The 14,214-nt window shown below is 68.1% G+C and carries 13 protein-coding genes; 5 read left to right on the top strand and 8 right to left on the bottom strand.

Annotated features, from left to right (window positions below):
• Nucleotides 1–84: 84 nt before the first annotated feature.
• Entirely contained in the window at nt 85–1,953 is a 1,869-nt protein-coding gene (locus ACIBBH_RS32950) for a hypothetical protein (protein ID WP_399410964.1), read from the bottom strand.
• Nucleotides 1,954–2,283: 330 nt separating this feature from the next.
• Here ACIBBH_RS32950 and ACIBBH_RS32955 point away from each other — a divergent pair, with 330 nt between their 5' ends.
• Complete coding sequence (locus ACIBBH_RS32955; protein ID WP_399410966.1) at nt 2,284–2,697, top strand: hypothetical protein; 414 nt, start codon at nt 2,284–2,286, stop codon at nt 2,695–2,697.
• 518 nt (nt 2,698–3,215) lie between these two features.
• On the opposite strand, the gene ACIBBH_RS32960 is transcribed toward ACIBBH_RS32955, so the two are convergent.
• The 7 genes from ACIBBH_RS32960 to ACIBBH_RS32990 form a co-directional block, all read right to left on the bottom strand.
• Entirely contained in the window at nt 3,216–3,689 is a 474-nt protein-coding gene (locus ACIBBH_RS32960; protein WP_399410967.1) for a hypothetical protein, read from the bottom strand.
• Between the two features lie 148 nt (nt 3,690–3,837).
• Nucleotides 3,838–4,617, bottom strand: a complete 780-nt coding sequence (locus ACIBBH_RS32965) for a hypothetical protein (protein ID WP_399410969.1) — start codon at nt 4,615–4,617, stop codon at nt 3,838–3,840.
• Complete coding sequence (locus tag ACIBBH_RS32970; protein ID WP_399410971.1) at nt 4,614–4,853, bottom strand: hypothetical protein; 240 nt, start codon at nt 4,851–4,853, stop codon at nt 4,614–4,616. The genes ACIBBH_RS32965 and ACIBBH_RS32970 overlap by 4 nt, the downstream gene beginning before the upstream one ends.
• The gene (locus tag ACIBBH_RS32975) at nt 4,850–7,060 is read right to left on the bottom strand and encodes a Mucin-19 (RefSeq protein WP_399410973.1); all 2,211 of its coding nucleotides are present in this window, start codon (nt 7,058–7,060) and stop codon (nt 4,850–4,852) included. The genes ACIBBH_RS32970 and ACIBBH_RS32975 overlap by 4 nt, the downstream gene beginning before the upstream one ends.
• A gap of 413 nt (nt 7,061–7,473) precedes the next feature.
• On the bottom strand, nt 7,474–8,052 hold the full coding sequence (locus ACIBBH_RS32980; protein WP_399410975.1) for a GIY-YIG nuclease family protein: 579 nt from the start codon (nt 8,050–8,052) through the stop codon (nt 7,474–7,476).
• Entirely contained in the window at nt 8,045–9,724 is a 1,680-nt protein-coding gene (locus ACIBBH_RS32985; protein ID WP_399410977.1) for a hypothetical protein, read from the bottom strand. The genes ACIBBH_RS32980 and ACIBBH_RS32985 overlap by 8 nt, the downstream gene beginning before the upstream one ends.
• A 469-nt stretch (nt 9,725–10,193) precedes the next feature.
• Nucleotides 10,194–10,946 (bottom strand): GntR family transcriptional regulator, encoded by a 753-nt coding sequence (locus ACIBBH_RS32990; RefSeq protein ID WP_399410979.1) that lies wholly within the window; start codon nt 10,944–10,946, stop codon nt 10,194–10,196.
• Between the two features lie 274 nt (nt 10,947–11,220).
• Here ACIBBH_RS32990 and ACIBBH_RS32995 point away from each other — a divergent pair, with 274 nt between their 5' ends.
• Genes ACIBBH_RS32995 through ACIBBH_RS33010 form a run of 4 tightly spaced genes read left to right on the top strand, consistent with a single transcriptional unit; the run spans nt 11,221 to nt 14,157 of the window.
• Nucleotides 11,221–11,712, top strand: a complete 492-nt coding sequence (locus ACIBBH_RS32995) for a hypothetical protein (protein ID WP_399410980.1) — start codon at nt 11,221–11,223, stop codon at nt 11,710–11,712.
• Nucleotides 11,709–12,140, top strand: a complete 432-nt coding sequence (locus ACIBBH_RS33000; RefSeq protein WP_399410982.1) for a hypothetical protein — start codon at nt 11,709–11,711, stop codon at nt 12,138–12,140. The genes ACIBBH_RS32995 and ACIBBH_RS33000 overlap by 4 nt, the downstream gene beginning before the upstream one ends.
• The gene (locus tag ACIBBH_RS33005) at nt 12,137–13,750 is read left to right on the top strand and encodes a hypothetical protein (protein WP_399410984.1); all 1,614 of its coding nucleotides are present in this window, start codon (nt 12,137–12,139) and stop codon (nt 13,748–13,750) included. Before ACIBBH_RS33000 ends, ACIBBH_RS33005 begins: the two co-directional genes overlap by 4 nt.
• Nucleotides 13,750–14,157 carry an RRQRL motif-containing zinc-binding protein gene (locus ACIBBH_RS33010; protein ID WP_399410986.1) on the top strand — a complete coding sequence of 136 codons (408 nt, stop codon included), beginning with the start codon at nt 13,750–13,752 and terminating at the stop codon, nt 14,155–14,157. Before ACIBBH_RS33005 ends, ACIBBH_RS33010 begins: the two co-directional genes overlap by 1 nt.
• The last annotated feature ends 57 nt before the right edge of the window (nt 14,158–14,214 follow it).

The following is a 14,214-nucleotide window of genomic DNA, read 5'->3' on the forward strand; positions in this document are numbered from 1 at the left end:
GAAGGCCGAAGCGCCCTACTTCTCCCGTGGCGTCTTCAGGTCGGGAAGCCGCGCAGGTGCCCTCTGTACTCGCTGCTCTAGCCACTACGAGGAGAATCTCGGCACGTCCGGGATCACCGTCGGGCTGCTCTGCCGTGCAGCTGTGGAAGTCAGCTCGCTCCACAGACGTCGATGAAGGGCATCGGCTGCGGCTGCCATGCGTGCATGGTCGAGCGGTTTGGCTTGCGGGTCCAGGACGGTGGGTGGGTGGTCACTGCTCCCATGGCCGCGCATGATCAGACCATGATCCGGGAAGCGGCCGAGCACGGGCGTGCCGTAGCGCGCCAGTTGTTCTTCGACGGCCAAGTCGAATTCGTCCGGTGTGGCAGCTTCGTCGGACTCGGTGAGAAGCAGCAGCCCGTTCAGGGGGTGGGTGCACACCGACCGGCCCAAATGCTCCGACCGCCACAGGACGGCCGACTCGGCTGGTGTGAGTGGCACACCATCGTTGGTATGCGTGGTGTTCGTGGTCTTGCCAGGGAACGGAATGTGGCGCTGGAAGGGCCGGGCGTGATGCACGAGAATCCGCAGGTCGGCGGCCCACTTCGAGGACGTCACCTCCTGCATCCAGCCGTCGTAGGCGCCGATAAAGAACACCTGGTCGAAGCCGCCGTGAGCATGCTGAAGCGCGGCGCCGATCGCGTCGCTGGTGTTGGGGACCGTCATCGACCACAGCTGGCCAGGTGGGGGAGCGAGCCGCAGCCGTGTCCATGTGCTGACCGCCTTCGGCATTGCGGCTGTCGCCCACTCTGGGCGGCCCGGATCGCGGAAGAGGCCCATGCTGCTTCCTTCCACGAGAAGGAGACCTACTGCGAGGCCGCGGGCAGCCCAGGCGGCGGCGATGCGCTCGGCCACCCTGGCCAGATGGTCCCGCCCCAGGCCGCCGGACGGCGCGTCGAGGAACTGGACGACGCGCGAACGCTTGAGAACGTCTGGCTCCGTGCCGTGCCCTGCGGGCCGGGGCCGGCTGACATGGCGGTCATCGCCCACGGCCGTCAACGGCCGTGGTACAGGGATCGAGCCGGCCGGGGCCGCCGGCACGCGACTGCTGCGAATCGTGAGCACGCCGCGGCAGAAAGACCAGCGGGGAGCCATTCTCACTGTGCAGTTTTCGGGTCCGCATGCGTGGTCCAGCAGCCGTAGCCCGCACCCCGCGATACGGTCCTCGAGCACCTCGATCAGCCGTTCCTCGTCGAATCCGCCACCTGCCACCTGGCGTTCGATCAACCAGTCGAGCCCGTGGTCGGCCATCTCGGTGCTCAGCCGTACACCCACGTACCCGGTGAGGCTGTCCCACAGGCGGGGGCGTCGCAGCAGGGCACTGCCCATTGAGCAGGAAACAATGAGTCGGCGCAGCAGACTGCGCTCCACCGGCTCGCGGCGTCCAGGGCCTCGCTCCTCACGCAGCGGATCCCACTGCACGACGTGTCCAGATGCCGTGACCTGGTCGGTGTGGGCGGCCAGCAGCGCGGACAGGTCCTCACCATGCGGTCCGCTCACCCACACCGCCGGCGCGGGTGAGCGCCAGGACGCCTCGAATGCCCAGGGGCGAAGACCGAAGCGCAGACGGGCACCGTCCATCTGCACGGTCAGTCCACGGACGCCACGCCACGGGCTCTTCTTCGTGCGGTACGGCAACAGTCCGAACAGGGACTGCACGTCCGCAGGGCGTTCAAGGCGCAGAACCAGTCCCTCCTCCACCGGCTTGGCTTCCCTGACGCCGAACGGTCGTGTCTGACCGTCCACGGTGCCAAGAGCAGAGACCAGTGCCGCTTCCAGAAGAGCCTGTTCACCTGAAGCCGAGGGTACGAGCTGATCGAAGCGGTCGAGTCCGCCCAGACGGCGTCGGACGCCCTCCAGTGACTCACCGGTGAGCTGGCAAGCAGCGTTGCCGAGCTGATCCATGCAGTACATGCGTGTTCCTCCGAGGAGCCCCCCGACCTGGGCAACGAAGGCGCATCTCAACACAACTGCGGGATCCGGCAATGGGCTCACGACGTTGGTTCTCTGACGATGCCGCGTGGTCGGGTCGAGCATCCAGAACTGGCCGCGTCCGAGGCCAGGCACGAGAAAGCTAGCCCGACCGCTCCGCCAGTTCCACCCGCCACGCCGATAACGACCGCTGACCCGCCGCCATGTCGCCACGAACATCTGCCCGATCGCTGCCACGCCGAGCGAGTGAACCGCGCTCGGCACGCGGTGAAGATCCCCCACAGCAACCCGCCCATGCTCTATCAGCGTGACATGACAGACGTCCTACTTGACCGCTTCCTCCGACGAGCCGACCTCACGCGGGTACTCGAGGAACACTTCGGATCCTGCCGCACCTGGCCCCTTCCCTTGCGAGCCGCCTACGACCAGCTCGAAACACTCAGAGACCTGCTCGGATCCGCCACCTACTCCACATTCCTGCGGTGCGTCGAGCGTGCAGCCAGCCAGAAGGAAGTCTCCGAGTCCCGGCTGCTCACCACGCACAGGGACTATCTGGACCGCGAACTGTACAAGCAGTACGGCGATGAACTGCCCGAGGAGATCAAGGTTGCCTGGGCCGTGACCTTCGGCATCATGGTGCTCCTCAAAGACCAGGAATACGCCCACCTCATCAAGGCAGCCGTCCGAGCTGACGAGGACAACACCGTCAGTACAAGCGCGTCATGATGCGAAGCCCGCCAACACTTGGCGGGGCTCACTTCCACTCACTCCCGTTCTTCGCCGGCGCGGCCGCCGGCTCCGAGGGTCCTTCGTCGGGTAGGTGTCGTCGCCGGGTGAGCGCCGAGTACGCCGCGGGCCCGCAACTTTTCCACGTCGGGAAGACGGACTTCGGGAAGTGCGTCGAGAAGGTCGGCCTGGGCCGCGTGGATGCTGCGCGGGGCCCGGGGGCCGGCGCCAAGGGTGCGGCGGGCTGTCACGCAGGCATCGTAGGCGGCACTCAACTGCTTCCGTCCCAACGGGGCGGACTTTCGTAGTTCATAACAGGGTGAGGGCCCGGGGCCAGGCCCTGGCACTTCCGGGCCCTCACGAGGTCGCGCATCCGCGGGGGTCGGACATTCAGGGCGCGATGCCGTACTCAACGACTCCTGACCCCTGCGGGGCACGCGTCGTGCGTTATGCCGGGGCGGGCCCGCGTCGCTGTTCGGGTCCGGCTGTCATGCCATGCCCAGTTCAGAAGCAGGCATTCACGCTCGACGGTAGCTGTCGACCGGGCCACCCCAGCCGCCGGGAGGCCCGTCAAAGTCGATCACGAGCGAGGAGCCTTCCGGGTCCACCTTCAAGTGACCCAGGCCGCGCCCGCCATCCTTGCCGTCCTTGCACGTGTAGGTGATGGTCGCGGATTCCTGGCCGCCCTTCTTCGTCGTCACCAACGTGCCCGTGCACGAGAGCTTCGCGCCCTTGGCTGTGGCTTTGCCGTCCTTGATGACGAGCGTGTCCAGCGTTGAGTCGTCGGGGGCAGCGATGTACTTCCAGGTGCCGGCCGCTCGCTCAAGGAGCGTGCCGTGAGACGGAGCCGCCCCGGCCGGCTTCCTCGCCACGCCAGTGGTGGCACTTGCCGTGCCATCTGCCGTCTTCCCACCCGCGCTCTTGCTACCGCACCCGGCGGCCATCACGACCACGGCGAGCGTCGCGGCCGCAATCCATCGCGCCTTGCGCACAACAACATCCGTTCTCTCTTTGCGTCTTTACAATGCCCGCAAACCTAACAGGCGCCCGCGGGCGAGCCGATCATGCTCTGCAACGCTGGCAGTTCCTTCGTTGGGCACGACGTCTCCTTTCCGAAGCGACGAGCACTGTGGTTGGTCCTCACCTGTTTTCCTTCCAGGCGCGGATCTCCAGGTAGACGATCTCGGCCTCGGGGTGCATGCGGCCGGTCATGACAAGCCAGCCCTGCACGGCGGCGGTCACGTCTCCGCCCGCCGCGTCCACGAGCTGCTTGAACTGGACTGCGTCGAAGCCTTGTTCGCCGGATCCGGGCCCGCCGACGTTCGCGCCGTAGGCGCGTTCCTCGGTCCCGTCGCGGCGCTGGACGACGTTGCGGCGCACCCCGGGGGAGTCGGCGAGGCGTCCGGCGTCGTGGGTGAACATGCTGCGCAGGGCCCGCACCGTGAACGCGATCTTCCCGTTGTTCGCGGCGGCCTCCTCGATGATCGGGTACAGGCGGGAGGCGCCGGCCGCGATGTGCTGCTTGCCCGCCCGGGCCAGCGACGACGTCCATTCCTTGCGGCGTCGGCCCTGCTCGTCGGTGACGGTCCTGGTGGAACGCACCGCGTTGCGGCGGCGCACCCGCGCCACCTCGCCGCTCTTGGTCAGCCGGGGCCGGACGTGGCCGCGGGCCAGCCGTTTGAGGCTTTCGATGTCCCGCGGCCCGCCGGCCTGCACTTCCTGGACGACTGCCCGCAGGGCTTCCACCATCGAGGCGCCCTTGTTCTTCGTGAAGAACTGCGAGACGAGGGAGGCGTTGCGGCCGAGGATCTCAGCGACCTGCTTCTTGTTGAAGCCCTCGTCGAGCAGCTGCTCGGTCAGGCGGGCGGCCTCGTTGCGTTGGGCGCGGCGGCCGCCGCCGCGGCGCTGGCGTGGGGTCATGCGGCCGCCTCCTCATCCTCGTCGTCGCACTCGTGGCCGGAGTCGGCGGTGTCGCCGTCCTCCCAGTCGCCGGCGCCGCAGATGCACTCCCACTGCCCGTACCAGCCGATCTCTCCCGGCTCAGGGCAGTCGTAGTGACCGGAGTCGGGAGCGTGCTCGTCGGGGAAGAGGGCCTCGCCCGAGGCGCCGCATTCGGAGTGCTCCCAGCGGGCCTCCCACGTCACGTCCGCGGTCACAGCGCTTCAGCTTCCAGGTTCTGGCGGCCCAGCTTCTGCAGCGTGTAGAACTCCTCGTCGTTGGTCGGGGTGGTCTGCTCCCAGTCCAGGGCGCCCTTGAGGAGGTAGTCGCCCGGTTGCCCGCTGTAGGGCCAGTCCGGCCGCTCGGTGGTGTAGATGGCGTCCGTGCGGAACGCGAGGATCGATCCGGCCGGCAGATGCAGGGCGCCGGCCGGGACGCCCTTGCCGACCTTGACGTCGCCGGTCTTCTCGTCCTGCCCGATGATCACGCTCTGGTGCGTCGACAGCAGTGCCGCGCGCGCGGCCGACCACACCGCGGCCGCCCACTCCGGGTGCGCGTACGGATCCCGAGCGAACCCCCCGTCGCGCTGCCAGGTGACGTGCGTATCCGTGATCCCGGTCAGGCGCGCGCCGTCGGGGATCTCCGGCGTGGACCCGTCCGCGTTGAGTTCCACGGACCCGGTGGTGATCTTCGGCCGCTGCGCGAACGTGCCGATCCCGTACAACAGGATCGACCGCACCGCCCGAGCGGCCAGCCGGAACGCCCACCGCATCGACTCATCCCCGTGCGAGGTAGACCAGCGCAGCAGGTGGTTCCAGACACTCTTCAGCTTCGTCGACCACTCCTGCAGCGGCCGCTGGTTCTTCTCCCACACCAGGCCGTCCAGGAACTCCACCTTCCACGGCATGATCGGGTTGCGCAGCGCCACGTTGATTTCCGCACCCCCCGCCCACGTCGTGAACGTACGCCCCGGCTCGTACGGGTAGTGCCAGGACCGCTCCCCGGGCGCGGGGGCGGGCAGCAGTCCGACATGCTCCCACCCCTCCGGGATGGTGACCCGCACCTGCCAGTGCGACGGCGCATACAGCAGATCCGCCTTCTCCTTGTCACTCAACGCGGCGAACGCCGCCTTCGTCATCCGGCGCGGAACGCCGGTCGGCGAGACCGAGCAGTGCCGCGCGTAAGCGAACGTACGGTCCAGCTCGTACCAGGCCGGCACCCGCTCCGGCACCCGAGGCGGAGTGATCAGCTCGGTGCGGCCCTGCCCGGCCGTCGCGTGCAACAGACCGCGGAGCTCCTGCGACAGCACCGGATACCCCTCGGCCCAGCGGCCCCGTTCCGGGATGGTCCGCGTCCACAGGTCACGGCCGGTCTGCGACGGCGACCCCATCAGCACGACGTCCCGCCACTTCTCGCGCAGCGCCTTCCACAGCTCCACGAAGGCCTGACGGACGATCTCCGGGGACGCGCCCTCAGGGTCGAACCACTCGCCCACACTGCGGATTTCGGTGTGCTGGTCCTTGCCGCGCTGCCACCGGCCCACCGGGTTACGCGGATGAACGAGGTGCCCGGCCTGCCGGTCCTTGCCACGCGAGGACTCCACCTGCCAGCCCTCCGGCAGCGGACCGTTCAACCATGCCGCGACCGCGTCCCGGAGGAACTCATACCGGCCCGCGTCCCGGTGCCAGGGGTCGCCGCCGGTGACGTAGATTCGCTCGATCGTGGCGGGGACCGTCGCGTACACGGCGGTCAGGATCTCGGCCACGCTCGCGCGCCCCAGCTCCAGCCGGGCTGTCCCGCCGCTCCACACCAGGACACCGGTCGAGGTGTCGAGGAACGCCATCTGTCGTACGGCCTGCTGGAAGTTCGGCGGCTTCGATGCCAGGTTCGACTCCTGCCTGAACCATCGGTCGCCCTCGGCCCCGGCCGGAATCGACGGCAGTTCACGCGCCGGCGCTTCCCCGGCCGGCTGGGCGGCCGGGACCGTCGGGGCCTGCTGGGCCTCCGCAGCCACGGCTGGGCCGGGCGCCGGCTCCTCGGCCTGGACCTCGGCGGCCGGGGCCTCGGCCGAGACAGCCGGTGTAGTCAGGCCGGGGGCGGTGGTTTCGGCGGGTTCCTTGATCGGCTGTGCGGCCGCCTCGGCCCCGGAGCGATCATCAATGGCCTCCGTGGCCGCGGCTTCGCTCACCGGCCCGCTCGCGGGCGCCTGGGGGCCCAGGCGGGGCACCAGGGCGACGACGTCGATCACCGAGAGACCGGCCGACGTCGCCAGCCGATCGGCCTTCGCCTTCTCGTACGCACCCAGCGCGACGATCTTCTTGTCCCGATCGGCCTGCAATTTCTTCAGCCGGCGCTCCAAGGGCTTGATCTCGTCGCGCAGTTCACGCAGATCGGCTAGGCCGTCGTTGTAGGTCTTGGCGTCCATCAGTCAGTTGGCTTCCTTCGGAGATCGCCGGAACAACCGCGACCCATTTTGCAGATCGTGACTATGCATAGTCAAGCTATGCGTTATGCGGGTGGGGTGCCGCACCCGCACGCACCCGCCGCAGAAGAACACCACCGCTCACCCCACCACCGAGTCCGCGCCGGAACCCTGCATGCTCCCAGACCTCACCGACAGCGCGGCGGCCTCGCTCGCCTCCCCCGACGAGATCGCACGGATCTCGACTCGCACACAACCAGCGCCTGCTACCAGGGCCACACGTTCAACCGCCACGGCTAGCGACCGGCCTTCCGGTTGAGGTGAGGGAGTTGCGCTTTCAGCACCCGGACTTCCAACTCATACGCGCTCTCGCGATCTGGGCATGGGAACGCCCGCCAGCGCCGAAACGCCTTGCCTTACTTCACGTGATCGTTCATCCGAGTCCGGAAGCGCTGGGTGCTGCCTACGTAGCAGGGCTCATTGCGCTCGTCGAAGAGGATGTAGACCACGGCGACGCCCTTCAGCGGCGTTGGGGCGTCCTCGGAGCACGGCCAAGCGCCGACCCATGTGTGACCGGGGCCGTTGGGAGGGTGCAGGAGAAGACAGGTCTGGTGCGGCAATGAGATGTGCTCATTCCAGCGCAGGGACCAACGAGGTGTCTCAAGGGCCCGATAGGCGTGAAAGAACTCGAGCAGCTCCGTGATGGTGATGTCCCCACAGCGGTAGCCGGCTCCATAGCGCTGGAGGATCTGGATCTCCGCCTTCTCCTGCGCCTCGGCGAGGCGCTTCTGCTCGCGCTGCAAAAGCTCGATCTTCTGAAGGGTCGCTGCGTAAGCAGCCGCTTCCTCCACCGACGCCCCCCTCGTTCGTGGCACCCGATCCCCGGCCTGCCCACGGTCGTTCACGAAATCATTCGCTGCACCAGCTGGGTCAGCGCAGACGTCGGCCGGCCTGTCCGCCGACCGCGCCGCCTCGAAACGGTTCGGATCACTCACCTGGCACCGCCTCGCTCGAGGAATGCGACTGGGCGTAGGCGGCGAGCTGTGGGTACTCGCGCGCAATCTGCTCGCGCAGACGCTGCGTATCCGGCCCAGCCTGCTGGCGACACCCCGCCTCGTCCCGGCCCATGCCCGGGCTCGATTGCTCTGCTCCATCGACTTCGCCAGCGCGTGGCGCACTGGCGAACTCGGCCGCTAGGCGCTGTATTGCACTTGCTGCTTCCTGCGCAGCCGCTCGGCAGTTGGAGCACAGTCCGTCCAGTGGGCGGGGTCCCTTGCCAGGTGCGCGACACGTTGGCTCCGTGCACTCCCACCGCTGCGGACGTCCCGCGGCCGGACTGGCCTTCTGGGCAGGCAAGATCTTCCGGTGGGCCCGGCGATCCAGGCGCCGCTCGTCGCATCGACGACACGGCTGACCAGTGTCGATGTCAATGCCGTCCTCGCAGCGAGCCGCGCGGCAGTCGCCGTCGCCGACGAGTTTCACGGCGACCCCGACGGGGCTGTCGAGTCCTTCCCCACCCATCGCGACGTTGGCCTTTGTCGCAAACCCCCACTCCACCCAGCGGCGGTTGACCCGCTCGGCAAGCTGATCCGGTGAGCGCCAGGCAAGGGCGGCCAGGATTGAATCTCTGAGGACGGCGGGCCGGTAGCGCGGGAGAAGTTCGCGAAGGGCCTCGGGGAACGCGTCCTCAACCGCACGTACCTGGGCAGCCTCCGCACGCGACATCCGGCCGCTGGCCCGGCCTGGTCCACCTGCTCCCGTTGATCTACGCGGCGTCGTGGCGCTGTTTGACGCGGCCCCGCCGCCGTTCGCGCGCGGCTTACTACCTGTAGGAGGCCTACGGCCGTCACCGGCGCTACGCGCCGAAGGCGCTCTCATCTCTTGTTGTTCTTGGTCTTGTTTCCCTTCGTCTTGTTCAACCCCCTTGGGAGGGGGCACCAGACCCCCTCCCAAGGGGGTACGCACCCCCGCGGAAGGGGGTACGGGCTGACCTGCGTATTCGATTTCAGGCACGGTGGACGAGTGTGTTTCCACTGGTCGCTCCGTACCCCCTCCCAAGGGGGTACGGAAGTCCTCGAGGCGCGGCGGCACGAACCGCACAAACGCGGGAATCGGCAACCCGTCCCGACGGGCACGCTTCCGCTCCTCGGCGACCCGCTCGCAGTGATCTCTCAGGCCGGCCCGCACAGCCTCCAGCCACGCGTCGAACTGCGCCTCCCGTTCCTTGCGCTGCTGGGGTGTCTCCTCGAGCGGCTGACCCGCTGCGTCTCTGGCTGACCGGTTCGCCCCGTACCACTGCCCCAAGGACTGCATGCCGGTGTACCCCGTCGGCGGAGTCTGATGAACCACATAGCGGTTGCGCCGGTTCAGTCCGGCAACAGAGCGGATCACGTCGACTGCACCGATCACCTCGAGCTCGAGCATGTAGCGCGCCACCTGCTCCGGCTTCTTCAGATGCAGCATGCGCGCGAGCGTGACCAGCCCCGGCCAAACTTCGGTGTCGTCCCGAGTGACGTTGATGTGCGCCGACAAGCCCCAGTACAACGTCCGCGCGTCCGACGTTGCGCCTGACAGCAACACCCAGTCCGAAACCATCGTGAACGGCGCGCGACGACCGAGGGCTGTCTCGAAGGCCGCATCGAGCGCGTCCGGATCCGAAAGCGTCACGTCCTCACCCCCACCGTCGCGAACGGACCATGGTGTGAGCAGAACTGGCGACCGTCGTCTCGGTACGTGCAGCGAGCGGCCAACCGGGCGGAGGAATACAGAGCCGAGGTCGCGAGTACATAAGCGCTCGCGTACGAGGGGGAGCCGCGCCGCGGCCGAGCGGCCGAGCAGGTCGGTGGTACTGGTGTGACACCTACGGGGTCCCTTGAGAAGGGAGCCGACGATCAGCTGACGGAGTGTGACAGCGAGCACGCAGGCGGCCCTCGCTGGGCCTGCAGGGTGATCCTTGTCTATCCTGTTACCGGTGACCGCGGGCCCTGGTGGTCCAGGCACCCAGCGCGGTCACCGCGCTGACCACGACTCCGAAGCTGGCAGGCGGGGGAGTCGCTTCGACGGCCGCACCTGTTCCCGCAGGGGCGGCCGTCATCCGTTTACGGTGGGATGCCGATGGTCATGGCGTCGTTCTCCCTTACCCGTCGAACTCGTACTCGAGGATGTAGGCGAGCGAGTCGAGCGTCATCTGGTTGACCTCGACTGCCTGCCCGGACTCGTCGTACGCGGTTCGAACGATGTTGATCACTGGAGTGTCTGCGGAGAGGTTGAGTCCCTCGGCGTCCTCGGCCGACGGTGCTCTCACTCGGATCTCTTCGCGGAAGTGCACAGGGGCCCGTCCGAGCTCGGCCAGGCGTGCATAGATCCCGCCAGGGCCGGAGTCAGCTTCGGTGATCCGCGTTCCAACCACGAGGTCGTATGGCAGGTAGGAGGTGGACAGGAGGATCGGCCGGTTCTCGACGATGAATCGGCGTGATCGACCGAACGCGGAATCCTCGCCGTCAAGGCCGAGGACTGACGCGATGGCCGGGGGTGCAGTGATCTGGCCAAGGATGGTGGCCTCTGACGTGAGATCCCGGCTGTCGTCGGCAGAGAAGATGCTGGCTCCAGACCCCCAGTGCTCGCGGGACAGCCGCGCGATGCTGCGTCGGCGGATCGGCCGGAACGATCGCACGTAGAAGCCGGCACCTTTTCGGGACTCCGCAAGGCCCTCCTTCTTCAGCGCATTGAGCGCTTGACGTGCGGTCATACTCGCCACGCCGTACTCAGCAGCCAGGGGGTTCTCCCCGGGCAGGCGGTCGCCTGGCCGGAAGACACCTGAGTCAATCTTGGCGCGGAGGTCGTCCGCGATGCGCCGGTACTTCGGCTGCTTGCTGGTTTCGCCAGTCATCCCCTCTCCCTGCCTCGCTAGCGATCCTACGGGTCCTCGCCGCAGAGATCGCTCCGAGGCTCAGTGACGCGCCATGGATCTTACATCGCTAGGGAGATATTGACAGCTCGCTAGTGAAGGCGTTTTTCTGGGTACAGCTCGCTAGGGAAGTTTCCGCGGAAACAGGGCGGGGCTTTTCAAGGGCACCGCCATGTCAAAAACGGCTCCCCGGGTGGTCTGGGCAGAGACCCGGAGAGCCGCCACAGGCCGTCCGATCTGAAACGGAGAACGACCCGTGAACACCATCTTCCCAGCCCAGCGACCGACGGAACAGCGCGTACAGAACGCGGGTTCGCGGCTGCTGGCTGCGGCGTTCGAGCGTCACGCCGACGCGCTGCTGGCCTACATCCGCGGGCACAACGAGCTGCCGGCCAACACCGACTCGTACGGGGTCGAGGACTTGGCCTCTCAGGTGTGGCTGGAGTTCGCGATGAAGCTCGACCGGGTCGACAAGCGGGTCCTGGACTTCTCGTACGTGCGGCTGACGGCGAACAAGGTCGTCCGCAGGGCTGCGAAGGTCGAGTCCGTTGAGGTGCTGTTCGGCTTCGCCGGCGGTGAGCAGGGACTCGCCGTCGAGGGTGCCGAGTTCGGCGACGACGAGGACTACGCGGTGGCGCCGCTGGAGCCGGTCGCGAAGCTCGCCGACACCCTGATCGTGGGCGAGCCCCGCACCGGCATGGGTGCCGGGCTGGTCCGCCAGCTGCTCGCTGCGGGGGTGGCGGCATGAGCGCGGCGACGACCACTTCGACGCGGACCAAGCTCAAGTTCTCCGCTCCGCAGCTCACGGTCATCCAGGCGCAGGCCCTCGTTACCACCTGGTTGATCACCGGTTTCGTGGCCTTCGGCGTCGCCTGGGGCCTGGGCCTGCAGGCCGCCTGGTGGCACCGCATCCTGCTGGCGCTCCCGGTTATCGGCCTGGGCGTGGCGGACGCGTACCGCGTCGACCACGTCATGGAGTTCCGCGCCCGGCTGACGCGCTCGCTCGCTGACCTGGACTGGGTGCAGATCCCGCTCGCGATCGGCGGTGGTGCCTGGCTGCTCGGGCTGGTGCCCGCGGTCGGCACACGCCTGGTGATCATCGGGTTGATCGTCCTGGTTGCCGTCCTGTACAGCTACGCGCCGCACGCGACGGCTCCCGCTGGAGGTGCCCGATGAGCAGTCTCGCTGACTTCCGGACGGAGCGCCGCCAGGACGAGGAGCTGAAGGCCCGGCAGGCCCGCGAGGCCAAGGCCCTCGATGTCGACCTCGACCTGCGCAAGCAGCAGCAGGGCTTCGACCAGCAGATGCAGTTGAAGCAGTTGGAGATCGAGGAGCGCGAGCGACTGGCCGAGCAGGCCCGCAAGGACAAGGCGCAGAAGGACGCCGCCGAGCTCGCGAAGAAGCAGGCGGCCGAGGCTGCGAAGATCCAGAAGGACAAGGAGCGCCGCAAGGAGCGGGAGCGGCTGCGGAAGCTGAGCCGGGAGCGGTGGCAGCGTCGTCTCGATGCCGCGCCGAAGTGGCTGGCCGAGCATCTGGACTTGTCGGCTGCGCTGGCGGTGATGGCGTGCAGCATCGTTCCCGCCCTGATCTCCCAGGCCTCTTCGCTGAACGACACCGGCATTGTGGAAGCGATGGGGTGGGCCGGCGGTCTGCTGGTTGCGCTGCTGCCGTTCATGCTGGAGTGCTCGGCCTGGGCGGCGACGGCCGGCGAGGCCAAGGCGATGAAGCAGGGCCGCTCCCCGTGGCCGTACCGGATCGCCGTGTACTCGTTCGCGGGACTGGCCTCCTGGGTCAACTACCTGCACGGCCGTAACGTCGGCGGTGACCGCTACGGGGTGCTGCTCGGGAGCGTGCTGGCAGCGTCCTCGATCATCCCGATCCTGGTGTGGCAGCTGGTGCAGCTCGGCCGGCACATCGAGTACCGGGAGCGGCTGCGCGCGAAGCGCCGGCAGCGCCGGGAGATGCGGAAGACCCGGAAGACGCGCCAGGACGAGTGGCCGCAGGTCTGGAAGGCCGCGGTGCGGTTGCGGGCTGTCGCCGGGTACGAGCGGCTGTCCGAGGAGGACGCCTGGACGATCGCCTACGGCGTGTTCGAGGGTGCTGGTTCGGAGGCACTGTCGGATGAAGTGCTGGCGCTGCTGTCCGCGGAGATGCTCGGTGATCTGGTGGAAGCCGAGGGGCGCCGGACGGTCGTACTGGAGGCGCTCGCGGAGGTTCGACTCGAGCGTCGGAAGCTGTCTGAAGCGTTGCCTCAGAAGGCCGCCGATGAGGGGTCCGAGAAGGGCCCTGAGGAGCCCGTGAAGGAGTCCGCGGAGGGGACCGCAATCCTCCCCACGCGGGTCTTCGAGGCGTCCTCGAGCGGTGTCGTCGCGCTCTCGGAAAAGCCCCGGTTGAGGACGGTATCTTCGCAGATCAACCCGTCCGTCCCCGCGTCCGCACGCACGTCTGAATCCGCGCCCGCGCGCACGGGCGATACCGCGCCCGCGCGTACGCGTAGGACCCGTGCGGCGAACGCCGTACGGAGTCTCTCGCCGGGTGCTCGGAAGGCCGCGTCGGTGTCCGCGAAGGCGTACAGCGCGAACGAGAACGCGGACATCGAGGAGTGGATCCGCGGAGAGCTCGCGGCCGGTCGCAAGGTCGGTTTCAAGGAGGTCGCGGACGAGACCGAGAAGCGTCGCCAGGAGAACCTGACCAAGAAGAAGGCGGCCGAGCTCGGCCGGCCGAGCAAGACCTGGGTCTACACCAGGATCGGCAACGCGAAGAAGCCCGCTCAGCGGAGCGCCTGATGCCGAAGACGAGCCTGCGCTACTGGGATCCGGAGGGTGAGGAGTACGGGTTACCGACATGGCCGCTGCGCATGGGCCCGGATCCGGAAGTGCTCGCAACCTTCCGGCAGTTGAAGGCCCGCGGACTGCGGCCTGGCGGCCAGGAGGCGGCTGGTCAGCTCGGCTGGCGTACCGGCGACGGTGACCGGTTTGCCTACCTGTACCGGGTCGACCTGGCCAAGCCGCGGCGGCCGATGACGCCGGCGAAGTGGGCGTCGATCGAGAAGGCGCTCAGGGCGCGGAGGACCTGCCCGGAGTGCAAGACCGAGAAGGACTACTACATCAACCGCAATCCGGGTGTTTGCCGGCAGTGCGACCCGGATGCCCTGCAGGACGAGGATCCGGACGATCCGCCGCTCGCGGCGTGAAGGACACAACAGCCAACTGAACAGGGGCGCGAGACGGGAGGTGCCGGCTGCACCTAC

It is taken from the genome of Streptomyces sp. NPDC051636 (genome assembly GCF_044453765.1).
Taxonomy (GTDB): domain Bacteria; phylum Actinomycetota; class Actinomycetes; order Streptomycetales; family Streptomycetaceae; genus Streptomyces.

Coding starts and splice junctions, on each gene's coding strand:
- ACIBBH_RS33005 (WP_399410984.1), top strand. CDS start 12,137: ATGAGCAGTCTCGCTGACTTCCGGACGGAGCGCCGCCAGGACGAGGAG.
- ACIBBH_RS32975 (WP_399410973.1), bottom strand. CDS start 7,060: ATGGACGCCAAGACCTACAACGACGGCCTAGCCGATCTGCGTGAACTG.
- ACIBBH_RS32965 (WP_399410969.1), bottom strand. CDS start 4,617: ATGACCCCACGCCAGCGCCGCGGCGGCGGCCGCCGCGCCCAACGCAAC.
- ACIBBH_RS33000 (WP_399410982.1), top strand. CDS start 11,709: ATGAGCGCGGCGACGACCACTTCGACGCGGACCAAGCTCAAGTTCTCC.
- ACIBBH_RS32955 (WP_399410966.1), top strand. CDS start 2,284: ATGACAGACGTCCTACTTGACCGCTTCCTCCGACGAGCCGACCTCACG.
- ACIBBH_RS33010 (WP_399410986.1), top strand. CDS start 13,750: ATGCCGAAGACGAGCCTGCGCTACTGGGATCCGGAGGGTGAGGAGTAC.
- ACIBBH_RS32990 (WP_399410979.1), bottom strand. CDS start 10,946: ATGACTGGCGAAACCAGCAAGCAGCCGAAGTACCGGCGCATCGCGGAC.
- ACIBBH_RS32950 (WP_399410964.1), bottom strand. CDS start 1,953: ATGTACTGCATGGATCAGCTCGGCAACGCTGCTTGCCAGCTCACCGGT.